The 24,680-nt window shown below is 40.7% G+C and carries 12 protein-coding genes; 4 read left to right on the top strand and 8 right to left on the bottom strand.

All coding sequences use genetic code 11. The features are described 5' to 3' along the window. Nucleotides 1-16: 16 nt before the first annotated feature. From FLL46_RS01225 to FLL46_RS01210, 4 genes are all read right to left on the bottom strand, one after another. On the bottom strand, nt 17-4,567 hold the full coding sequence (locus FLL46_RS01225) for a COR domain-containing protein (protein ID WP_142891598.1): 4,551 nt from the start codon (nt 4,565-4,567) through the stop codon (nt 17-19). An 829-nt stretch (nt 4,568-5,396) separates the two neighbouring features. After that, nucleotides 5,397-6,887 (bottom strand): DUF4407 domain-containing protein, encoded by a 1,491-nt coding sequence (locus FLL46_RS01220; protein WP_142891597.1) that lies wholly within the window; start codon nt 6,885-6,887, stop codon nt 5,397-5,399. A gap of 380 nt (nt 6,888-7,267) precedes the next feature. Then, a complete protein-coding gene (locus FLL46_RS01215; RefSeq protein ID WP_142891596.1) occupies nt 7,268-8,449 on the bottom strand; it encodes a hypothetical protein in 1,182 nt (393 codons plus the stop codon). Nucleotides 8,450-8,582: 133 nt separating this feature from the next. Continuing rightward, complete coding sequence (locus tag FLL46_RS01210; protein ID WP_142891595.1) at nt 8,583-9,176, bottom strand: TetR/AcrR family transcriptional regulator; 594 nt, start codon at nt 9,174-9,176, stop codon at nt 8,583-8,585. A gap of 178 nt (nt 9,177-9,354) precedes the next feature. Between FLL46_RS01210 and FLL46_RS01205 the strand changes: the two genes are divergently transcribed. After that, on the top strand, nt 9,355-9,849 hold the full coding sequence (locus tag FLL46_RS01205; protein ID WP_142891594.1) for an SRPBCC family protein: 495 nt from the start codon (nt 9,355-9,357) through the stop codon (nt 9,847-9,849). A gap of 100 nt (nt 9,850-9,949) precedes the next feature. Here the strand turns inward: FLL46_RS01205 and FLL46_RS01200 are convergent, their stop codons facing one another. Beyond that, nucleotides 9,950-12,526, bottom strand: a complete 2,577-nt coding sequence (locus FLL46_RS01200) for a PKD domain-containing protein (protein WP_168203992.1) — start codon at nt 12,524-12,526, stop codon at nt 9,950-9,952. 747 nt (nt 12,527-13,273) lie between these two features. Here FLL46_RS01200 and FLL46_RS01195 point away from each other — a divergent pair. Then, on the top strand, nt 13,274-15,949 hold the full coding sequence (locus tag FLL46_RS01195; RefSeq protein ID WP_142891592.1) for a TonB-dependent receptor plug domain-containing protein: 2,676 nt from the start codon (nt 13,274-13,276) through the stop codon (nt 15,947-15,949). A gap of 150 nt (nt 15,950-16,099) precedes the next feature. Here the strand turns inward: FLL46_RS01195 and FLL46_RS01190 are convergent, their stop codons facing one another. Next, on the bottom strand, nt 16,100-18,235 hold the full coding sequence (locus tag FLL46_RS01190; protein ID WP_142891591.1) for a winged helix-turn-helix domain-containing protein: 2,136 nt from the start codon (nt 18,233-18,235) through the stop codon (nt 16,100-16,102). Nucleotides 18,236-19,267: 1,032 nt separating this feature from the next. On the opposite strand from FLL46_RS01190, the gene FLL46_RS01185 reads away from it, so the two are divergent. Further along, nucleotides 19,268-21,847 carry a M9 family metallopeptidase gene (locus FLL46_RS01185; RefSeq protein WP_142891590.1) on the top strand — a complete coding sequence of 860 codons (2,580 nt, stop codon included), beginning with the start codon at nt 19,268-19,270 and terminating at the stop codon, nt 21,845-21,847. A 124-nt stretch (nt 21,848-21,971) separates the two neighbouring features. Further along, nucleotides 21,972-22,889, top strand: a complete 918-nt coding sequence (locus FLL46_RS01180; protein ID WP_142891589.1) for a PPC domain-containing protein — start codon at nt 21,972-21,974, stop codon at nt 22,887-22,889. A 42-nt stretch (nt 22,890-22,931) separates the two neighbouring features. Here FLL46_RS01180 and FLL46_RS01175 read toward each other — a convergent pair whose 3' ends face one another. Both FLL46_RS01175 and FLL46_RS01170 read right to left on the bottom strand, forming a co-directional pair. Further along, nucleotides 22,932-24,080: a GGDEF domain-containing protein gene (locus tag FLL46_RS01175; RefSeq protein WP_142891588.1), complete on the bottom strand. Its 1,149-nt coding sequence runs from the start codon at nt 24,078-24,080 to the stop codon at nt 22,932-22,934. A 274-nt stretch (nt 24,081-24,354) separates the two neighbouring features. Further along, nucleotides 24,355-24,627, bottom strand: coding sequence for a hypothetical protein (locus tag FLL46_RS01170; RefSeq protein WP_142891587.1), 273 nt, complete (start codon nt 24,625-24,627; stop codon nt 24,355-24,357). Nucleotides 24,628-24,680 lie beyond the last annotated feature (53 nt).

Genomic DNA, 24,680 nt, shown 5'->3' with positions numbered 1-24,680 from the left:
GACTATTTTACAGCCGCTATATCTCCGCCCCGCTTTCCGAATTTCTTATCAAAGGCATAGGTTCTACAGTGAACTCCCCCTTTTCAATCAGTATTTCTAATTGACTTTTGAATTTTAAAATTAAATCATCAATGCTCTTAAAGGTCGTATAAAAATGTTCCAATTCGGCTAATTTTTTCTGAAAACTCCAAAGTGACATCAAGTCTTTTTGGTACTTAATATTACTTGAAACCTCAGTTTCTTGAAAGTATGTATATATTTTAGGCGCACCGCGTTGCTTGAAATGCTCATGAGCTTTATCAAATTCTTCTTCCGTGTATTTCCCTGTTTTTGTTTTAAACAAACTGACAAAAATATCGCATGATTTTACCGCTTTGTTATACTCATCTTGCATACGAGTTTCTGACATAGCATCCAGAAAATATTCCCAACGAATGACTTTAATATAAACTCCCTGCTTTATGAGACGATCATTTTCACGTCTAAGAAATAAATCAAATGCATCTCGCTCATCAGCTAACTCTTGAGATGAAGCCAAAAAAATTCTTATGGTACTATTATTTTCCAAAGAGCATGCTTGTTTTGTTTTAAAAGATTTCCCTCTTCCATCTTGATTATCAAGTTTCACGGTGTCTCCCCTCTCTACCCAGTCTGGCAAGTCCAACTTCAAACCTTCCAACAGCTCCAGAACACTCACATCTATTACACTTTTTTGGCATTCTACTTGAAGGCTATTTTTGTCTTTTTTTCGAATTAAATGGCTTTCCTCAAACAAGTGCGGTATATCAGATTCAACACACTCTTCGCAAATGCATGGAACGCATTTCTTCACTTTATTTCTCAAACCTTCGAACGAATGATTAATAGCATCAAGATCGTGAGCAATCACACTCAGTAATGCCTTGGCTTCAGGACCTCGTGAACGAAGAATAATCTCATTTCCTTTACTAGTTTCTTGAATTAAAAGTTCAGTTGCTCCTTTTTCAAATAAAACTCCATAGCTCCACGCCAACTCCGGCCGTTTAACATATCGATTCATGCGTACCATCAACCGATTAACAATACCTTTTGGTAAAAAATCGTACCGATACAACAAACACACTTCTTCAGAACCAGACCAGCTTGTTAACTCGCCGGGAATCTCGGCAGGTAATAGTTGAGTGGCCAACCAAGATTTTGAGTCTGTATCTGGCAGCGGATAACAAAGCTCAAACTTTTCCATCAACGCGAGTAATTCCCATCGCATATCTTCATATACCGAGTCGCACCAAATTCTTTGGCAATCTGCTTGAGAAAAGCGACCTAATGAATTTTTAATACTTTCGTCATCCAGTACTTTAAAAACAGCCTCAGTAGCCCATTCGTTTTGCAAAATAACTAATTTTTCTAGTCGCGGTTCATCTTGAAAATACAGGAACACACCAAGATCATGAAAATACTGGCTCAAAAACAAAGCTCGTTCTTGGTCGAATTCCAAATGCTCACTATATAAATCAAAATACTCTTTTCGCGAAATATAAGGTTTTTTATTTGCCAGAGTTTCTATCTCCTTACGGATACTCACCCATTTAGCAGGAACATCATCACCAATATGTTCTAATTGATGCGCGTAGTGTTGTATTCCGGCTCGAATATCTTCAGCACTTTCTGCTTCCATTAAATCACTTCCATAAAAGTCTTTGACATAAGCAAAACGCCCTTTAATACCTCGTTGATCAATAGTCTTACTGCGCCCACCAACCTGGTTTTGAAATATCAGCACAGGACAACCATCACTCAATGTTTCAATTACTCCCAACCAATATTTAAATACTTCATCCTGCACTGTTTTGTCACTGAATCGGCTGCTGTCCACTAATACGTAAAGAGATCGTTTAGTAAGAAAAAATTGATGAGTGGCGTGATAAATATGTTGGCCACCAAAATCCCATACATTTAAACGGAATTCACGATTATCTTTCAGCAAAAAACGAATGGGTTCGATATGAATACCCTTAGTTGTTTCCTCTTCCTTAGGCAATCCTTGTTCGGGGTAATATAGCCTGCGAATCAAACTTGTTTTGCCAGCCCCGCCTTCACCCACCACCAACATTTTGGCTTCAAACAATTGATCCAGTCCTTGCGACCTTAACTCGGCAAAATAATTCAAAACAGCTTGGCGACCTTGATTGATAATTTCAGGCGGGGGATGTTTTATTGGGCATTCGCATACTTCTATGTCACCTAAATATTCTTCTACAGATATGGCTAGACCTTTTTGAACAAGACATTCCAATGGCGCCAAATTAGTTATAGGATTTTTGTTCAATTTTAATGTCGTTAATTGGGATAAGTTTGCCAAACTTAGTAGAGCACTATTTTCTAAGTTATTTTTATTCAAATCCAGATATGTGAGATTCCTAAAAGCAGCCATAGCTTTCGCACCCTCGTCCCCAATTTGATTGGAGTTTAAACTCAAGGATTTAAGCCGCACCAACACAGATAGTGCTTTCGCCCCCTCATCCCCAATTTGATTGGAGTTTAAATTCAGCCAGGTGAGCTGACCTAACTTTGATATCTCTTTCACTCCCTTTACACCTAGCTCATTGTTATATAGGTTCAAGGAATTGAGCCGACGCATCCCAGACAACTCTTTCGCGCCATCATCACCAATCTTGTTATTACCCAAATCAAGAGAAGTGAGTTGCTCCAATGCTGACAGTGTTTTCACACCATCATTACCAATCTTATTATTACCCAAATCAAGGGACGTGAGGTGGCGTAATGCAGACAATGCTTTCGCGCCATCATCACCAATTTTATTATTACCCAAATCAAGGGATGTGAGGTGGCGTAATGCAGATAGTGCTTTCACACCATCATTACCAATCTTATTATTATCCAAATCAAGGGATGTGAGGTGGCGTAATGCAGACAACGCTTTCGCGCCGTCATCACCAATTTTATTATTATCTAATGCGAGGAACGTAAGCTGTTTCAATGCAGACAATGCTTTCGCGCCGCCATCACCGATATTATTCCAGCTGAGCCTAAGAGCGGTGAGCAGCCCCATCATGGACAGAGCTTTCGCGCCATCGTCGCCTAATTTATTACTATCTAAATCGAGGGAAGTGAGTTGCTCCAACTCAGATAATGCTTTCGCGCCGTTATCACCGATTTTATTACCACTTAATCCAAGGGAAGTGAGTTGTTCCAACGCAGATAATGCTTTCGCGCCGTCATCACCGATATTATTCCTCCCTAAATCCAGTGATGTGAGATTGTCCAACGCGGACAATGCTTTCGCGCCGTCATCACCAATATTATTCCAACCGAGCCGAAGAGCGGTGAGCGGCCCCATCTTCGACAGTACTTTGGCGCCGTCATCACCTATTCTATTACCACCTAAATCAAGGGACGTGAGATGGTCCAACGCGGACAATGCTTTCGCGCCGTCATCACCGATATTATTACCACCTAGAGCAAGGGATGTGAGATGGTCCAACGCGGATAATGCTTTCGCGCCGTCATCACCGATATTATTCCTTTCTAAATCCAGTGATGTGAGATGGTCCAACGCGGACAATGCTTTCGCGCCGTCATCACCAATATTATTATCACCTAAATCAAGGGACGTAAGATGGTTCAACCCAGACAATGCTTTCGCGCCGTCATCACCTATTCTATTACCACCTATATCAAGGGACGTAAGATGGTTCAACCCAGACAATGCTTTCGCGCCGTCATCACCTATTCTATTACCACCTATATCAAGGGACGTAAGATGGTTCAACCCAGACAATGCTTTCGCGCCGTCATCACCGATTTTATTCTTACCTAAATCCAGTGATGTGAGATGGTCCAGCGCAGACAATGCTTTCGCGCCATCATAATCGATATTATTCCAACCGAGCCGAAGAGAAGTTAGCTGTCTCATCGTCGACAAAGCTTTCACCCCCCCACCACCTATATTATTATTAGTTAAATCAAGTGACGTAAGCCGTTCCATTTTCGACAAGGCTTCCGCCCCCGCTTTTCCGATATTATTCCAGCCAAGCTGAAGAGCAGTGAGCTGCCCCATCGTGGACAGCGCTTTTGCCCCTAGATCGCCAATTTCATTAGCAACCAGATCAAGAGAGACAAGTTGTTCCATTGTGGATAGAACTTTCGCTTGCTTATCATTAATGTTATTTCTACCAAGCATAAGAGAGGTGAGTTGACTTAGTGAAGATAGAGCTTTAACACCGAGCCTAGAGTCTACAAGGCTTAGCGCAGATAAACTCGAAAACTGAGAAATTGCAGAAATCTGATCTTTAAGTGATATTTTCCATATAGCCAACGACCGAATATGACTAACATTGCGAAAAAAACGGTAAAAATCAACCGAAGGCTCAGAAAGATAAATAACTAAATCAAACAAATCTAGCTGAGATATCCAATAAGGATGTAAGTCACCATATCCTTTTGTCGTTGGTCCTAAAAGCGCCAATCGTTCGCACGCCTGATATTCATCCGTTAACAAACGCTGTGCTTCTTCGACTCTCGCGTTAATAATAACTGGTTCTTTTTTTTCATATCCGTCTCTCATATCCGTCTCTCATATCCTAAAGTACCAACAAAAATTGTTTCACTGTCTCATTAGCTATCGCTATACCTTCAGCTACAACTAACTATACGGCGAATAACTCTATCTGAGTTTTAGCATGCTTGACGAACCAAGCAGCTCTATAGATCGCATTAATAACTGAAGCAGCCACAAATCTTTGATCTCCGTGATAACACTCATACTTACCGTGGTTGCTCATTAACATTTAGTTTTTGTAGGACAAAGTGTTTCTTAGCCCGCATAACTAAACAGCAGAACCATAAACAAAAAAGGAGAGCCTGTATGAAAATCCAATAGCGGGGCTCCCTCCTCCCAATTTTTTCTATTCCATATCCCAAAAAAATAATTTTCTTGTAACTTTGTATATCAAAGAAACAGCAAACTCAAGTACAACAAACATACTACGTTGATTTTGGACAAATGATTAGCCACTTTAAAATCTTTTAGATAAAAACAGCGTTAAAAACTTAAATTAACTATCAAAAAAGAAATCAAAAATCTCCTAACAAAATATCTATTATCACCGTTAGCATTGACTACCAACTTAAAAACTATTCAGGCGCAAACAACCTCAAAACTCAAAAAGAGATAAATTAAAACTTCGGCATTTTCTAAATCTTTAAGCTTGTTTGTTGGATTTCCTTCGTCAGCCTAACCTAAACAATTAATGAAACCAATAGCTATAAGTTATTGAGTTAATGAGATTAAGTTTTGAAAAAGTATTGAAAGAGTTTTGAAAATCTATTGAACAGAACAATTTTTTGAAGAAAAACAGAAATATCAGCGGAAGCAAGAAACTCCCGCCTAAAAGCTAAATAGCATTCACAGCATCCAACTCCCCCGCCTCCTTAATTCGATTCTCTCTCGCCTTTTTGCGCTCAGCCTTCGCCGCCTCAAGCAACTCCTCCTCTTCCAAAAGCGCAATTTGCATCTTCCGATACATTCTTAAGGAATAAAAACTAAATGGAGAGAAAAACAATTTGATAATGACCGGCATCAACTCAATTGCAATAAAGAAAATCTTCAGTAGCAAACTAAACAAAGAAGCCGCCTGACCAATTTCCGGATCACTATGAATATTTTTTAACGCTAAATAACGACGCAACATACCCGTTTTCACTTCATAGAACAAACCATCCTTTTCAAGCTTAACCCGGTACTCATCCAACTTCTGCTGCTTCTTTTCAATCGCAAGATTCAAATCCGTTTTCGCTACCACCAATTTTTCCTGAAGACCGAAAATGTCCTCCTTAATTTGCTCATAGCTAGTTTCATTTAACACCAAATCATTACGTTCCTTTTGCACCTCGTTAAGCTCACTAGTCGCCGTCTCAATACCAGGCTTCAACGCCTCCAACTTGGCTTGTGCGTCAGTCAAACTCCCTTCCAAAAGATTTATCTGCTCCTGCAAATCAGTGTAAGTCGCAACCGCTCGACGATATTTAGGCCCTTCGGTAGGCGCGCGACCATCCTTGCCCGTTCTTTCTAGTAAAGCTTCATTAAACCAAAAACTATATTCTTCACGACTCTTAGCCAAACGCTCATTAATTGATGAAATCTCCGAAATCAAAACCTGCTGCGTGTGCTGCAACTCAGACAAATTACTCTGCTTTACCGCCAGCGTATTACCAAGCGTATCAGCATCATTCGTCTTTGAAGCCAATTCATAACGAGTCTTACGCTCACTCAATTGCTGAATTTCAACCTGAATGTCTTCAACTTTTTTCCGATCAACCGAAATACCTGTCTCCAACTCCTGCTCATACTTCTCCAGCTTGGCAAAATATTCCCGATTCTTTTCATTTGATTCTTTCTGAATTTGTTCATCAATAGCATTCGCCTGCAAACTGATTTCAGCCAACGTCGCCAAACCCACCGCAATAATCAATGAATAGATAATCCTGGGAAGTAACCCCATCAGACTACGAAAAGGAATCCCCCCTTTAAACGGATTTTTTAACGCCCAGTCAGAACCGATAATCGCCTGGTCGAGAAAAAACAATGTCAGCGCAAAAATAAATCCAACGACAATCGCCGCCTCAAAACTAAGGAACATCGATACGCCATAAGTAAATAAAAGACAGGTAAATGCGAAAGTGACCAGCTGACGAAAAACCATGGCATACACCAAAGTCCGGTCATACTTACCGCACTCTCTGAGCACTTCATAATCGGTTAGAGAAAGAAAAGAAAAAAACTTGAATAGCCTGCTATCTTGCTGTCCATCATGTTGTTTGTGTTGATTAAAGTCATTGCTTACAGCCATAACAGGCTTGTTTTCCGGTTGTGGACTATCCGACATGGGTAACCTCGGCGATATCTGATTTTTGACTGTTTTTGATGTTTGTTTCTAATGTTTAGTTGTTTCTAATGTTGAGTATTTCTAACCTTTGGATGGTTCTATGGTTGCTTTCCACCTCGAAACACCAGTATGCGTTCGATATTTGCCACCAGCGACAAGTATCTGTATTTAATTTTCATAAAGTGTTAAATACTTGAGACGTACGAATTGATATGAAAGTTTGTTGGATCTTGTAAATATTTGTGTTCAATTTCGGCGAGTTCAGGCCTAATCAGGTAGGCTTACGAGACAGGCTTAATAAGACAATCTGAGTTCGAGGTAAGAATATCTGGGTAAGAATATCGAGATAAATAAACTATCTGCTATTCCTTTCAAAATAGTTATGTTTGACAAGGAGAATAATCAGGATCATTCGACAACCTTAAAACTTCCTCCTGCAAGCGTATCGATGCCTCAACCTCACCAAACAATTTGAGTTGCTTAAACCAATATTTCTGTAAATCGATACCAAACATCATCAAATTACTCGCTTCAGTAACCGATTCTATCGCCTGCATATTCTCTCTACTTAACTTAGTCATTAGTGTCTCATTTTCAACATCTCCCAATGCTTTATAGACCGTTTTTTGCAGGCCATACCCAATAGATTGTGTTACCGCACTTCTAGCTCGTGTGGAAAGTGTAGCGCCGGCATCGAGACATAGCTGAGCAATATCGGCTCGGGCTACCGATTGTTCTCTACAGAATTTAAACAAGTCCTGTACAGGACCAAGTGCGAGCGCAGCCGAAAAACCTATCGCAGCCATCATTCTATAAGTTTCATGCCTTACCCCGCTCGACTCAAGCGCATGGTCAAAAACTTCAATGGAATCTGCCCAATATCCATTGTAATTGGGCGCAGCAACCACCTGTTCTAAAGCCTTGATGACACCAGTGATATTATTTTCCCCCGCTTCCAATACAGCAACCTGAAACCATAATGCGCCGTTATTGGGATCATTCGCCGTTGCTTGCAAAACAATATTCTCGTCACACGAATCAGGGTATTTTGCTTCACTGCATTTCGATACCAGGAAATAATGTACTAATTGATTATCAGGATATTTATGGACAAGTTCACTTAAAAGCGACACTTGATCCTTGGGAGGTTTACCGTTTTGTTCATTTTTGTTTTTGGAAATAAGCGCATAGGCTAACTGGGAGGATAAGTTATTAGTATTTTGAAATGAACTTTCAAGATAACCTTCTTCTTCGAACTTTTTTAAATCATCAGGAATAGTTTCGTCTTGCATTTTGGTAAAGCACTCAGAAACCAACCGAGAGATTTTCGCTTGCTTAGCAGCTCTATTCGCGGCAGTAACATCATTTTCAGATTGACGAGAATTAGAACTGGGTGTGGAATCGAGTTCAGGTTTTGAATTAAAGTTGGAATTAGAATTGGATTTAGAAAGAGGCAATAAATCAGACTTTTGTACTGCTTGTTCTTCGTGCGGTAGCATCCAGAAAAAAGCAAAACCAAATAAAAAAATGATGACAGCAATTTTAAATTGATTTTTTTTCATTTTAGCTATAGATGATAAATAAAGTCTGTAAATAACATTCACGAGATCTATCCCAAACGAGAGAGCTTACTTTTTATTCCTGAAATTCCCCTAACAAAAAAAGCCCTCAATGAGGGCCTAAGACAATATTGGACTAAGCAATAATCTGCTGATGGACATAATTCAACAAGCATTCATAGGCCTTTGGCGCGGCCTCACTACCACGAGTGCCCAGATGAATTACAATAGCACCACGAGACACGGCAACAATCATAGCGGCTAACGCCTTACAATCTGTACCAGCGACCAATTGCCCATCTTTAACCCCTTGAGCAAGGCGTTGCTCAATTTTGCCGAGCATTTCCTTTAATCCCTTGTCGATAAAATCAGCGACAAAGCTATCGCTGCTCCCCATTTCCAAAGCCGCCATAGTAGCGAAACACCGGGTCGGGTTATTATCACTATCAAAGCCCGGGGCTAAACATTCAATAAAATCCGTTATCGCGGTCTTGAAATCAGCGTGTTCAAGCTTTTCCAACGCCCAACTTGTGTAATGGGTGCGAAAACGCTCCAAACATTGACCATACAAAGCCTCCTTATTTTCGAAGGTATTGTAAATACTCGACTTATTCAGCCCGGTTGCCGATTCCAGCTCAGACATTGAAGTCGCCTTATATCCCTTGGCCCAAAACACGCCTAATGCCGCCTCAACGGCCTCGGTTTCATCAAATTGCTTACGTCCACTCATATTCAAACTCTCTATTCAAACCCTCTACACGGATTCAGGTTTATCTTCGTATCAATAAATTCAATCTTGACATATTAAACCGATTAGTTCAAGATAACTAAAACGATCGGTTCAAGATGAAATTTTAAAATTCATTTATCAAGCAAAACAAACGACTAACCCAAAGAGGATAAAACTCATGAAAATAACCAAGACCATTGTGATCGACAAACCTGCTAGCGATGTGTGGAAAGTAGTTGGAGAGGATTTTGACCAGGCCTATCAATGGATGAGCCCGGTTATTCATTCTCATGCGATTGAAAAACAACACCAATCAAACAATGCACCGATGAAAGGACGTATATGTGAATTCAGCGATAAGCCAAACGGCGTTTATGCGGAGGAATTTATCACGAATTACGACGAAAAAGAGAAGACAATCAATTTTGATGTAATTCCCAAAAATACGCCTGCATTAATGCCTATTCGGAAAAATCAAATTCAGATTTCCGTCAAAGCTTTAGGCCCAAACCAGTCAGAAGTTATCTGGACTTCTGTGCCTGATATTAAGACATTCGGAATACTTCTTTCTCCCTTATTAAAGATGGGCTTGGGTAATTTTTTCACCAAAATATTAGGAGAGTTAAAAACCTTCACTGAAAGCACTTTGCCTCCTGCACCTAATGCCGCTTAATCAATATTGGCCATGCTGTTTTAGTCAGTCGTTATGTATTGCATTGTAAAACGCCCTCAATGAGGGCGCTAAATTAAAAACAGATGCTAAGAAACAAAAGTCAATTTTCAATCAACTGCAGATAGATTACCGCACCAGAAAACTCCGGGTTTGCTCTCACATGAATATAGTTCCAACCTTTTTTCGCCGCTGGCACAAGTATGGTTTCACTATTGTTTGCGTTTGCGGAACGGTAATCCCAGGTGCTTGCGTTGGGCCGACTGCCATAGCGGTGCAATAGATCGGCATTACCGGTTCCATACCGCACAAGAATTTCCAAAGTTTTACCGACGCCGTCATCTTTAACATAATGAGCCATTTGAATTTGATCACTATCCGTCGTGCTTTCCAAACAATAGGCGATGCCGATGTCAATTCTTCCGCCGCTAATCGGTGTCTTACCTTCTGCGCACGCATCACTGATAGTGTCGTCAGTTTGGGTAACAACAACTTCAGCGGAATCCTTGCTGGTAGCCCCTTGCTCATCGGTGATAGTCAAAGTCGCCGTATAAGTTCCTGGTAAAGCGTAACGGTGGGTTGGATTTTTCTGCGAACTTTGATTGCCATCACCAAAATCCCAGTGATAACTGGAAACACTACCGTCGGGATCAAAAGAACCATCACTGCTTAAAGCTATCTCTGCGTCAACTAATCCAGAGTATGGTCCATTGGCATCAGCACTCGGTGATTCATTCGCTGAAACCTGGTAACTTGCAGTTAATTTAACTTCACTAAAGTTTCGATATCCTCTCAACATGATATGGTAAGTACCAGACTGTGAAGGAGATATCTCGCAACTTTCTTTGTTCCCATTTTTGTACGGGCGACAATCAAATTCATTAACTGTTACTGGCTGTCCAAAACGAACATATAAATCTGCATCACCCTCTCCACCATCAATGTTAACTTTAAGTGATGAACTTTCAGGCGGCACTTTAAAAGTAAAGTTTATTTCCTCGTCTTTCACCCCGTTGACTTTTCTGGGCACATTATTGGCCAGTTCGTTGCTCGAGCTTCCGGTAATTGAAACCTGCGTCTCCGCTCTATCACTTGCATCTTTGTCGTCAACAACGGTTAAGGTTGCCGTATACTCTCCCGCGGACTGATAAGTATAGGTTGGGTTAGCTTCGGCACTTTGACTACCATCTCCAAAATCCCATTGATAACTTTTAATGGTTCCATCTGAATCAGCGGAACCGTCACTGGAAAATAAAACGGCCTGACCAATACTACCCGAGTATGGCCCGTTGGCCACTGCAGATGGTGGTTGGTTTTCTTGGTTAGCATCTGTGTGTTTTATGGTGAAATAGTCAACGGTTTTTCCTGTTGGACCTATCACAGTCACGTCGAGTGTCTTGCCATTAACGTCAATAACCATCGACCCTCGTCCACCGTACATATAGTCTGCGGGGTGTCTTTTTTTGGTATCAATTTCATCAGCGCGAACCAATCTGGCGTATCCGTCTCCACCACCAGCGCCAGCACCATGAGTGATATAAACAGTTCCTGAATTTGCACTTCTTCCGTTCTTTAAGTAAGCACCATCACCATCTGTTCTTCCGTCACCGGAATTTAAATTATGTTTGCTGGCGTCATAGCTATCCGAATCACCATAGTGACCACTCATTAACGTGCTACGCGTGTAAAAATGATTATGGCCGGTCATTACTAAATCAACCCCATGGGCTTCTAAAATCGGCGCGAAAACTTCACGCATTTTAATCATGTTGATTTCTGTGTCTGAATCGTGGCCGCTCTTTCCATAAACTGGATGATGAAAAACCGCAATCAGCCATTCAGCCTGAGTTTTTGCCAGATCTTTTTTCAACCAATCGTCCATTGGCCCTGACACATCAAAATGTTCTTTGTCGCTGGAATTGAGAACAACAATATGAATATTCCCATAGTCAAAAGAAAAGTAAGCTTCATGACCAGATGCAACACCACCCGCTTCTCCACTTTTTGGCAAAGTGAAAAGATCATAATAACCGCCGGTGCCGGTTTCGACTTTAGCGGTTCGATTATCGTGGTTTCCCATGACCGGCCAAAGTGGCGATTGCTTAAGTAGCTTGGGGTACTGATTGAAAACTGCGTTTTGATATTCTTCGATGGTTCCGTCGTTGTAGGCATTGTCTCCCAACATCAACCAAAAGTCGGTGTAAGCACCGTTTGCAAATTGATAATAGCCATCGCGAACAATTTTTTGCTCGTCACTGTCTGGATTTGTTCCCGCTCGACCAGGATCCCCAAGAATCCAGAATCGAGTGGGCGTCGCCTGACCAATTGCCGGAGAAGTTTCAAAAAATGTCTCAGTGTCATTGCCCGCTAAAACTTCGCTGGTCGAGCCAACAGAATAGTAGTACCTGGTTAAAGCCGTAAGGCCCGTTAAGGAAACTTCATGATTAGTGGTGAGTTCCGATTGTTGCTTGCTATTGATTAGAGCATTGGGTGATGCGCCGTATTTTACCTGGCTGTTCGTTGGCTTATCGGTATTCCAACGAATAATCATGCTGCTCTCCGTCCCCAACTGTATATAAGGGCCACGTACAATATTAGCGGCAAGACATGAGAAGGAACTCCACATGCATAAAATTAATACTCCCGTTGTGGTGAGTTTTTTTAGTATTCTATTTGTCACAATATTTCTCCACGGTAAGTAAAAATAAATGTAATTCAACATCAACGTCAGTAGCGAGCAAAATAAATGACAAAAGAAGACTTGAATTTATTCGACGTCGAAAGAAATTCTCTAAACTTCTTAATTCGATTTACTTCTACCGATATTATTTGTTCTCATTTATTTTTGATCTAAAATAGTTTGGTCCACGTCCCCCTCCCGAAGCACGTACAAACATTAAGCGACTTAAACTCGACAATTAATAGAGGGGAAAACTGATATAAACGAATACTTTCTGAGGTAAAATGATGGCGATTGCCGAATGGTTATAACACTGGAAGTTAGGATTATAATAATCGGATTACTTATTCTGTTAGCTTTTCAAAGTGAACAATACACCCGCTCTCAATTTATTGTATTTGTTAAAAGTAGTCATCGAACTCAATAAACTAATCTTTTATCACCAATCAACTTTGTCTCTTTGGTTATTTCTCAACCACAACGGCGCTTACCAATTAAACATCAGAATCAAATTTCTTCTTGGTAAAAGTTGACTATTTTCTTATAGCGTTTTGGTTATATAAGAAGTGAGCTGACAAGTCTCAATCATTCAAAAAATTACAACGCTACTTTTCCCTTTGTTTTTCAATATGTTAAAGCATCAGGTTATATCGTTTTATATAAGACAACATCACTAGGACATTTTATATCTCCATATTAGATTCAGTCGTGCGATTTCTAAATAGGAAATTCTAACCCGGAGATATAATGAAAAAAACGATACAAAAACCTTTGAAAAAATCAGTGGTCAGCATTGTAGTTGCAAGTGCGCTTTCTATTAATGCTCATCAAGTATTCGCGCAAGATGACGCATCAATCAATAACAGTGACTCGTCATCAGCATCAGCAATTTCATCGACTAGTGAGGGAAAAAAGGACGAACAGAAAATAGTCATAACAGGCTCTCGCATTCAACGAACGGACATGGAGTCAGCCAAACCTGTTTCAATCATTACCAAAGAAGAAATCCGAGCCTCGGGGTTAAATGATATTGCAAGTATTTTAGCGCAAAGTATTTTTAATTCCGCAGGCGCGAGCATTGCTCACTCAAACAATTCTGCAGGAAACTTTTCTGCATCGAATTTACGCGGCTTAGGATCAAACAGAACATTGACGCTGGTTAACGGACGTCGCGTTGCACCTTCATCTTCTCTTTATGGGGCGAGTGTCAATGTTAATTTAATTCCCATTGAAGTCGTCGAACGGATTGATATTCTGCGAGACGGCGCTTCGTCTATTTATGGTTCCGATGCCATGGGCGGTGTTATCAATATCATTACCAAGAAAGATTACGACGGTTTGCAATTATCATTAAACCATTCAAAACCAACTCGCGGTGGCGCCGAGCAAACCGGTGGTGCACTCACTTTTGGTACAAGTAGCGACAAAAGCTCGTTGCTGGTTGTATTAGAACATCAAACAAACAATAGTTTAAAAGGTGGTGAACGTCCTCACCTGGATGCCGAGTTTAATGAAAGACGTTGGAGTAGCCGTTACTCTCCATGGGGTACCTACCGATACAGAGATGCCAATGGTGATTATGCTTATGCCCCAGGTCCCAATTGTCCAGAAGAAAACATCACTGAAAGGACTGGTGGAACCCAATGTGGTTATGATGTTCGTGACGGTAAATATTATTTACCCAAAGTTGAAAAAACATCAATATTTACCAACTTCAATTATTCGCTGAGTGACGATCTCGAATTTTACAATTCCATTTTATACACCCGGGACGATACCTTTACTTCTGCGACACCAATGTGGGCGTCAGGAACACTCGCAGCAGATAACCCCAACAACCCAACTTTCGGCACCAGCATGCAACAGGAGGTCAGGTATTATCACTACATGGAGGGTGCGTTACCGAGAGAATTTACCTTTGAAACAGATTTACTCGACATTAACGCAGGCGTTAACTGGGATACTGACCATGGAACTCTCTCTATTAATTTTGCCCACAGTACCGACCGCTTTGTTCAAGAATCAAACTACTATTACTTCCGTGATAAGTATGACGAAGCGGTAGAAAATGGTTTATATAATCCTTTAGCTCCCGCCGGCGGACCAAACGCTACTGAGGAAGTGCTGGATAGTTTTCGTCACTCCCAACATCGTATCGGTGAAAGCGTATCAAAAAGTATTACCATCGATTGGTCCGGTATGTCATCCATCGAACTTGCCGGCGGTGAAATTGGTTATGCTGCCGGTATCGAATCTAGAAAACTCTCAGTATCAGACGAACAAGATGCCCAATCCAACTCAGGCAACGTATTCGGCGCGTACGGCGGCGACACTGTCGGCAAACGCAATTATAAAGCCGCTTATCTGGAAGTCGAGTTGCCGGTTCTAGATAGCCTGACACTTTCCGCGGCGACTCGATACGATGACTACAGCTTGCCCGATCAAGGACAACTTTCCAGTAGTTTTTCTACCCGTTACGAAGCCACCGACGATTTGGTTTTACGCGCATCATTCAGTCAGGGATTCCGCGTCGCCGATCTGAATGAAGCAATGGGCGATGAAAGTATCAGTTATGGTTCTTACTCAGATCCGAAATATTGTAACCCGGTGCCGATTGAAGAAAGAGACAACTCGGAACTTTGTGAAAGAAACGAAATTCCCGTCAGATCTTTCTCAAATCCCGATCTCGAACCTGAAGAGTCAGAGCAATTTTCTTACGGAATTGCATATAATCTAACTGAGAAAACAGGTGTCACTCTGGATTACTGGAATATTGAAATTACCAACAGGATAACTTCCATTAGCGGAAAAACAATTCTCGACGAAGAATATTTAGGTAATCTGGGCAACTACACGGGTCTCTACGTTACGCGGGATTTAACGCAACCGAGGCAAGATGAAATTGTCGAAATCGGTTCTACTACCACTAACTATCTAGGGTTGGATACTTCTGGTATCGACGCATCGATAACAAGTCAGTTTGATTTCGATGAATATGGTCGACTTAAAGCGAATCTCGAAGTCAGTCATGTACTTGAATATAACTTCCAAAAAACTAGCGTCGATCCTGTCTATGATTACGCCGGGTATTACAATCGTCCGGAAACTCGTGCGAGCTTAAACTTTAATTATTTTTATAATAACTTTGAAGCCTTTTCAAAAGTTAGATACATCGACTCATTTCTTGGCGAAAGCCCAGAAGATGAAGCAGAAGGTATCGAGTATCTAGACTTTCCCTCTATGACAACTTTAAATCTTGGGGTTGCCTATGACTTTGGAGATTATGGAAGAGTACAATTAATATCAAATAATGTGCTTGATAAATTACCACCAGTCAACTCAGAGTTATCGCGAGGTTACAGTTACAGGATACATAGTATTATCGGGCGAACTATCCAGTTGAACTACACGAAGGACTTTTAACTGCTAGAATAAAAGGAGTCTGAGTAGTTGCCAAAAAAGGCCCATCAATTATTTGTGGGCCTTTTGATAACTTCTCTAACAACTTTTTTAGTTTAAGTTGGTTAATGACAATTTAGTTTGTCTGACATACTGTCTGATAGCTTGAGTCGTCTAATCATCCGACTCACTTTTGACATTCTCATAAACCATATCAAGTAGCCAGAAATCCCCTTCTATTTGTCGCTGACGAGTCGCCGTAAATCCATAAACCAAATCTTGTGGCCGGTATTTTTTTGAAAATTTCGAATACCTTCCTACCTCGATTAATTCGCTATTCTTTGCATCGCTATCGAATTTAAATTGATTTAACGAGCTTGAAGCTTGATCAGGTCTGTTAGTTAAAAAATAAACTGCTTCATTATCCACGTACCAGTTTCGATCTAATCCAAAACCCTGGCTTCCTTTTATCGGTTGAGGCTGACTATGCCAATCCCATATCCACAAATTCTTCCTGGAAGAGTTGATAAATACTAATTGCCGTTTGTCTCGCGTTATTCGTGCCTGATAAATATCAAACTTAGCCAAAGGTTCGCTTTTAACGCCTTCAATATTTAATTGATGTAGTCGCCAGTAGTATCGCGTACCTGTCACCTGTTGTTGGGTAAAAACAACCTCTCGTTCACTCCTCCACCCCACTAAATTGACTGGATTTGATGACAACCAATGAGTGTTTGCAATTCGATCTTTAACTTCAAAATACAAAACGCCATATCGATTTTTATTTTTGACAACGGCAGCCAAAACCTCACTGTTTGGCGACCAGGTAAGATCATAAATGCAATCGAACTCGGTATTTGGCACACTATCGATCCGGTTTCCAGCACGATGCCAAAGGCGTTTTTTACCAGTTCGATCTGAAACAAACGCAAAATGATAGCCACTCTTGCTGATCGCTAACTCGATGTCATTTGTCTGTGAGCGAGTTACGACAGCGCCGGCATGTGAGTTAGTCAGATCAACAACTCGACTTTCATGCTGGGTTTGGCGTCGACTCAGCAACAACTGTTGTTTACCTCGATTGACACGAAGATCATATGACGGCGTATTTTCAGTGAAACCTTGCCAAAATTGTTTCTCACCGGACAATGTATACTCGAAAATGCCATCTCTTTCTGAAACAAGCAAACGCGTTTCGTCCAGCCAGTCAAACCCATATACTTCGCTATTAAAGGTTGAAACTCGCTGGACATTTCCAACTAAGTCAGTGACAAATACGGCTTTTTCTTTGAACGCTGATTTACGCTGAAAAGCCACTTGCTGACCGGACGGCGAAAAAACGGGATGGCTATCACTCGCACCGAGAACCGACGGTGTCAGAAGCTGCTGCTGCTTTAAATCCATGTGCCATAAATACAAACCAGAATTAGATTGTTCGAGATGAGGTTGCGAATATACCAACAATTTCTTTGAAGGATGCCAGGCGAGTCCCTGGCTGATTTCATCGAGCACCAATTGTTGCTGATGTTCTTTCGAGTCCATATCAACCAGAGTGACCGCGATTTTTCCGTCGTTTACATTTTCAGTAACTACAGCCAATGACTGACTGTCACCGGAGAATGCAGGATAGTGATAACTTAAATTCTCTCGCCCAACCGGCAGATCAAACTTATCGACCAATGATCGAAAAATTAACTGATTTGGAACATCGAGTCGCTTTCCTACATAGGCAAGCCAACGACCATCAGACGAATAACTTGGTGACGTATTTTGTGATTCACTGTAAGTAAAACGATTAACTGGAAACTTAACTGGTTCATCGCCTCTATTCAACCAAAATACCAGGATCAAAATTGATACAAGGGAAAAGCCAATCAAATAGTGATATTTGAATTTAGTATTCAAGCTCTCAGGTGAGGTATTCTCGGAGCCGGCACTATCACTTTGCTCAGGTTCTGGCACTGATTTTAATTGCGGGCTTTCTAGTACGCTTACTGGAGCGACTAATTTATAGCCAACCTTTTTGACTGTCGCGATATATTTTGGATGACTTGAACTGTCTCTAAAAGCTCTACGTAAATTGGACATGACGCGATTGAGCGCGTCTTCAGTGACCACTTGATTTGGCCAAAATTGCTCGAATAATGTTTCTCGGGTGACAATTTTTCCTGGCTGCGCCGCCAAAAATTGCAAAATCATCATGGCTTTAGGTTCGATGCGAACTTTGCGGTTACCCTCCCAGGCCAGGTTCTGATTACAATCAATACGCCAGTTTTCAATCAAAAACAAAGTGGGTAAATCGTCTGGCATAATATTTTTGGCTTAATACAACTGTGGTTTAAGTATAAATTAATCCTTACAACATCACAAAATGAAGTAATGGACTTCAAGTAACGGGATAGTTAACGAGAGAAGAATTAGCAACTAGCGTATAAAACCAACCATATTTCGATTGATAGACAATACAGAAACAAAAGCTATTTAGAACAGTTTCTCACAGGCGACCCATAAAAAAACCGCTCAAAGGAGCGGTCAAAAACAACTCTTAAATCACTCCGTATCTAAAACACGAACGGTTAACTAAAACAAATAAACAACACTTAATACAGAGGAGAAATTTGTATTAAGAAAAGTTACTTAATTTACTTAACGCCACCAATGTAAACGACTTTCCTGTTTAACACCTAATTATAAATCCTGATGTAAAACGATATAAACTGATGCTGTAACCTGCTGTTTTAAATAGATTTTTATCATCACCCCACAGAGCATCTATTTTTATCTTTAATGGATATAGGTCTATTTAACAAATTTAGCTCCCCCTATTTCGTATTTTTCTGTGCAAATTTAAAGTTAATTTGGTGGCAAAACTTATGAAATTTATCCCTGTCAAAATATTCCGTTCGGTCTTCTCGCTGTATATCAATACAACACAAATAATACCGTTTTTTTCTGGTTGCAAATTATTCAATGGGGAGATAGACTCAATGGGTCGGTCAAGAAATGATCATAAAATGATCACTCACAATAGCGACACTGAAAATAAAAAATAAGAAACAAGAAGAATAAAAAAGCAAGAAAAAGTACAACAGTAAAAACAACGATAAATACCCAAATCACTCTGATATCTAAAATTTGTTGAAATCTAATTATTAGAGCATTTCTATGCTTTTGGCATGGCTATGTTTTCTGTGAACGCAGATTTGATAAATTTGATATCGCAACTCGTGTGCACTGCTATGTGTAATACATAAGTCAACGCGAGTCTTCAAAAAAACCTTCTGCAAGTTAAGGACGAATCTCACAGATAATAATTATAAAAACGTATCAGAGATTGTTGAAATGAAATTAAAAAAATTAACTAGTATTGCAATGTTTTTGATGGCAGGTAATACTGCCTTTGCTGGCACTACCCATAGTAACAGCTTGGTAAAATTAGAAGAGCATCACAAACCCAGCATTTTGTTAAAAACTGAAAAAGGCGTGCAACTAACAGACTCATTGGGACGAGATCAACTTGCTCGGCAACCGGCGCACCAAGCTAAAAAAACGCTTTCTCAAAGCAAATCCACATTAAGCAGTTCTTTACTGACCGCGTCTCAACCAGTGACCACTACTGCCGCTGCGACTAATGTTTGTGTCACATCGGACGAACTTGCTGCAATTTCAGGTGCAACACGGACAGCACTGCTAAAAACCGCGACGGATTTTACCTGCTTAGAAGATGACCTCTGGTCGAGCCCAAAAACCAACATGGGCTCATTATTTAACGAAGCATCAATGATAACCATCGCGCAGGAAGCGCGATTATTGGCTATCGATTATGACGGTACTAACGCCAATAACCTGCAAAACTTTCTACTTTATTTACGAGTGGGAGTTTGGGCGCAATATGGCAATGATGATGTTATCGGCGATCATTCTGTCGCAGTATCCGATGCAATCGCCGAATTTCTAGACGCTTTCGCAGCCAATCAAAATTACTACAACACTGACGAAACTCATGGGCTGACAGTGAAAGAAGCGATGGTGTTAATGTCTAGCAAATCCGAGTTTTATGCCCGCTATTTACCAGTCGTCATCAATTGGTTGAATAGCTATGAAAAAGACTGGGGCGCCAACATGCAAAGAATGTTGACCAAAAGCCTGATACTAATTTATCGAGCCCGAAAAACCGATGACTTCATCGCAATTGTTGAAAGTGATATGTCGTTGCTTAACGCACTGAACAACTTTCTTAAAGATAATACCGATTTAATTGGGTCGAGCGAAAGTTACCAGTTCAAAGACGTTGCCTCTGAACTCGGCCGAATTTTACGCTACAGCGGCGAAGTGCGTGATAGAGCGAAAGTGATGATCAAGGATTTTCTAACTCGATATACCGTTGACGGCGAAGCTTCTAGTGCATGGCTCAAGTTAGTTGGGCAAATAGAAGCTTATGATGCTGACAACTGTGACTACTACAATATCTGTAATTTTCGCGCGGAGCTTGAAGCAAAAATTTTACCGATTACTCATCATTGCAGTGATAGCTTAACGGTACGCGCTCAGGATTTAACCGGCCAGCAACTCACACAGATTTGTGATGACCTGAGCAGTCAGGAAACTTACTTTCATCAAAAACTCGCTACAGGTATGACCCCTGTTGCCGATGATAATAATCGTTTTCTAGAACTTGTGATCTATGATTCAAGCAGTGAATACAAAAAGTACTCAGGCATTATTTTTGGCAATAGCACAGATAATGGTGGTCAGTATCTTGAAGGTGACCCGTCAAAAGTGGGTAACATTCCTCGTTTTTTCGCCCATGAAGCCGAGTGGTTACTGCCTGAATTTGCAGTCTGGAATTTAACCCACGAGTACATTCATTACCTCGACGGCCGTTTCAATATGTACGGTGATTTCCGGACCGGTTACGCACACAACACAACCTGGTGGAGTGAAGGTTTAGCTGAGTATATTTCCCTGAAAGATCTGAATGACGATGCCATCGAAGAAGCTCGTAAAAATACTTACCAATTGAGTGAGCTGTTTAGCACTCGTTATGGCGACGGTTCAACCCGTATTTACGACTGGGGTTATCTGGCAGTCAGATATTTCTTCGAAAAAAGGGCATCGGATATCAGCAGCATTTTAAACCTTATGCGCAATGGTGACTATGATGAACTGGATGACTTCTTAGCCAACATTGGAACCAGTTATGACAGTGACTTTGCTAACTGGCTACAGGAAGTTGAAAGTAAAGAATCACCCACAAACGATTCAACCTTGGCAAACGGCGCTAGCATTACCATTAGTTCCAATGGCGAAGAACAACCTGGCTTTTTAATTAACCTTCCAGAATCAGCCATTAACCTGGAAATCAAAATTTCCGGGGGTAGCGGCGACGCAGATTTGCATGTGAAATATGGCGAAGGTGTCAGTGAGAGCGATTATGATTATCGACCATGGAAAGGTGGTAACAATGAAACTGTTACTGTCGATAAGCCGGCATCAGGGCTCTGGTCACTTATGGCAAATCCCTACAAAAATCGGGGCTTTAACGACGTCACTTTAACCGTGAGTTGGGAAGAAGATGACGGCTCATCAAACCAGGGGGTTTGCCATGAATTATCACCGATAACCCGCGGCAAGTTAAAGAGCGAGTCACCCGTATGTATCGGCGCTAATTTAGCGCAACTATCAATCTGGGTCGATTCTGGTATGACTGAGCTTAAGCTCACAACAATTGGTGGTGAAGGCGATGGGACGCTTTATCATAGTGATGACACCTGGACAACCACTTCACGCTATTACAAGCGCTCCAAAACTGCGAACACCAACGAAGAAACCATCATTATTCGTAATCCTCGCAGAGGTTGGCATTACGTTACAATGCGAGAACAAGGAGAAGGTGTAACACTTGAGGCCACGCTTCAATAAGAAGTAGTTAAACAATTCTCAATTTTAACGAAAACCCAAAAGACTCTATGCCAGTTCTTCGGAACTGGTATATTATTTCTAACAAGGTAAAAACTATGAGACCAGTGTTACCAAGGAATGAAGAATGCGCTTAGTGCACTTAGGATTATTACTATTTATCAATTGGGTCAATTCCATTCAAGCTGAGGAACTTATTTCTCCCGCCAGCCAGTGGCAATACTATGATTTAGCAGCCTCTCCTCCTCTCGATTGGTTTACGAAAGATTTTGACAGCAGCCAATGGCAAACGGGAAAGGCTCAATTTGGGTATGGCGAAAATGATGAAGCGACTGTGACAGCTTTTGGAAACGATCCGGAAAACAAAACCCTCGTTCAATATTTTCGCCGCACATTTGTTATTCAAAACCTCTCTGATATTGGTGAACCAAAACTCAGAATATTAGTAGACGATGGCGCTGTAGTTTATATCAATGGGATTGAGGCTTATCGAGTCAATTTGACAAAAGATACCGATCATACATTACGTAGTGAACACCAGACTTTAGCAACAGACTCTCTTATCGAATATGTATGGCAGGAAGTACCTTTTGATTTTAGCTTATTACAACAAGGTGAAAATTCGATTGCCGTCGCCGTACACCAACTGAGTCCGAACAGTTCCGATATTAGTTTCGATTTAGCAATTAGCTACACACTAGCCAAAGAATCGATAGAAAATGAATCTACGCAAACTCACTTACTTAGTTCCGGAGAAACCAAACAGTTAACATTACTCGAACCAAACAGTTACTCCAATATTTATCGGCTTAATATTCCTGAAGGCATTTCAGAACTAACCATCAGCACTTCCGAAGGACGAGGCGACGCCGATTTGCTTGTACTATTTGATGGAATTCCGAGTTTGAATAAATGGGATGAGCGCCCGTCAATTGGCGGAAATAATGAAACCGTTATTTTTCGTCAACCACAACCAGGGAGTTATTTTGTCCGATTGTTTGCTGTTCGTCCATTCGCCGACGTAAAACTGACCGCTAGTTGGTAGTTTTTTGCTTTTCTGTTTTTTACTCCATTTCTATTCAAAAACTCAGGCGCTATGAACAGTGACCAGGTTACGGCCATTTTTCTTAGACTCATAAAGCGCTTCGTCTGCGTATTTGGTGACCTTCTCCAATTCAGATTTTTGACGGTTTGAGGCAACGCCAATGCTAATGGTCAATTTCATCACCTTGCCGGAATATTCAAAATGAGTTTCACTGACTCTACTGCGCAATCTCTCTGCTACCTGCTCAGCTTGCTGTTGAGTTGAATCGACCAATAGTGCAATAAATTCTTCACCACCATAACGGCCGATAATATCATTTGGTCGCAGATTTTTAGCAAGAATATTCGCAATACCCTTCAATGCGACATCACCTGCAAGATGACCTAGCTCATCATTGATTAGCTTAAACTTATCAACGTCAACTAATAAAATATAGAAGGTTTCATTGTTATTTTGCAGTCGCTGGCAAATCGCCCTCGCTTTTTCAAAAAAAGTACGTCGATTGAAAATCGCAGTCAAACTATCGTACTGTGCCAACATTTTTAGCTTTTGCTGATGAAGCCCGGTTACCAGCAAGTTAGCAGAAAAAGCCAAGGTGATCATGACAATTGTTGACATCATTAATGTCAATTGATCAACGGTATTCGGCACGAATAACACGTTGCTCTTAAGAGAAAGAAATATACCAACGCTTCGACATAGATAAATCAGCGCAAGCAGAAGGAACAGTACAAAAATTAATTTAACATAGGAAAATAATTGTTCCCTGGGTAAGCGAATAATTTCATAGGCAACCCTCAGGTCGATTATTCCTAACAGAAAAGCGAGTGGAGTTATTCGCATTCTCGCCGGAAATTCTAACGCAATACTTAATCCATTATAAATAAGAAAAACGACCGCAACACTACAAATAAATCGGCGCGTTCGTTCCAGGTGTAAAGCTTTCACATAGCCCATTGCCAACATCACGTTCGCTAATATCACGATACTATTGCCTGACAATAGCACTAACCATTTAGGAACACCGGGCCAATCTTTAAAAATTAATCCCTGGATAAAATAAAATATGGCAAATAACAGCCAATATTTAGTCGGCACATAATCGCGGTTTTGTCGCCGCAAAATAAATAACACCAGGATCATTTGTAACGCGATAAGATCCCTGAAAATGGTAAGAGTAAAGGTATCCACAAAGAAGTATTGTTAGTTTTGTTTACCGTTAACTTATTTCAAGTATAGATGGAGATATGCGATATCGGCAGAAAATTTCTAATGATAGCCCACCGAGTTAGCTTCGCCGGAAGCTATATCAGAAGGTTGAAACCTACTCAACTTGATGTCGAGCTATTGCAGAGGTATTGAATTATTTTGAAAAAATATAATTGATTATTTTTGTAGTTCTACTAATAAAAAGGACAAGAAAAGTTAGAGTGCCCAGCCATATCGCCTGAGCACTCTCCTTTCTTTACGATACTAAGCTAACCTTGGCCCCGGCAGAATACAATTCCGAGTACAAAGGAAACTCGCTTTTTGGATCACCACAAAAAATAAAGTTGAGAGATTCAATCGGCACTTCCATTTTTGCTTTTATCCATTGAACAAACTGTTTCTCATATAACCAGCCATGGTCAGAAAAAATTAGAGTTTCAGTATTTTCTTCATTCGCAATTTGAACGTGGATTCTCACTCCGAATTCGTCGTTGCCGGCAATATACAAAAGAACATCGCTATTTTTCATAATTATCCTTGCATAACTATGTTGTTTAAATAATCTAACCTGTCTAAACAATC

It is taken from the genome of Aliikangiella coralliicola (assembly GCF_007004725.1).
GTDB classification, from domain to species: Bacteria; Pseudomonadota; Gammaproteobacteria; order Enterobacterales; family Kangiellaceae; genus Aliikangiella; species Aliikangiella coralliicola.
The sequence above is the reverse complement of the archived record's forward strand: the minus strand, read 5'-3'. Positions and strand labels throughout refer to the sequence as shown.

Bases quoted from the DNA above. Each gene is read 5' to 3' on its own strand.
- FLL46_RS01225 (WP_142891598.1), bottom strand. From the start codon at position 4,567: ATGAGAGACGGATATGAAAAAAAAGAACCAGTTATTATTAACGCGAGA.
- FLL46_RS01220 (WP_142891597.1), bottom strand. From the start codon at position 6,887: ATGTCGGATAGTCCACAACCGGAAAACAAGCCTGTTATGGCTGTAAGC.
- FLL46_RS01215 (WP_142891596.1), bottom strand. From the start codon at position 8,449: ATGAAAAAAAATCAATTTAAAATTGCTGTCATCATTTTTTTATTTGGT.
- FLL46_RS01210 (WP_142891595.1), bottom strand. From the start codon at position 9,176: ATGAGTGGACGTAAGCAATTTGATGAAACCGAGGCCGTTGAGGCGGCA.
- FLL46_RS01205 (WP_142891594.1), top strand. From the start codon at position 9,355: ATGAAAATAACCAAGACCATTGTGATCGACAAACCTGCTAGCGATGTG.
- FLL46_RS01195 (WP_142891592.1), top strand. From the start codon at position 13,274: ATGAAAAAAACGATACAAAAACCTTTGAAAAAATCAGTGGTCAGCATT.
- FLL46_RS01190 (WP_142891591.1), bottom strand. From the start codon at position 18,235: ATGCCAGACGATTTACCCACTTTGTTTTTGATTGAAAACTGGCGTATT.
- FLL46_RS01185 (WP_142891590.1), top strand. From the start codon at position 19,268: ATGAAATTAAAAAAATTAACTAGTATTGCAATGTTTTTGATGGCAGGT.
- FLL46_RS01180 (WP_142891589.1), top strand. From the start codon at position 21,972: ATGCGCTTAGTGCACTTAGGATTATTACTATTTATCAATTGGGTCAAT.
- FLL46_RS01170 (WP_142891587.1), bottom strand. From the start codon at position 24,627: ATGAAAAATAGCGATGTTCTTTTGTATATTGCCGGCAACGACGAATTC.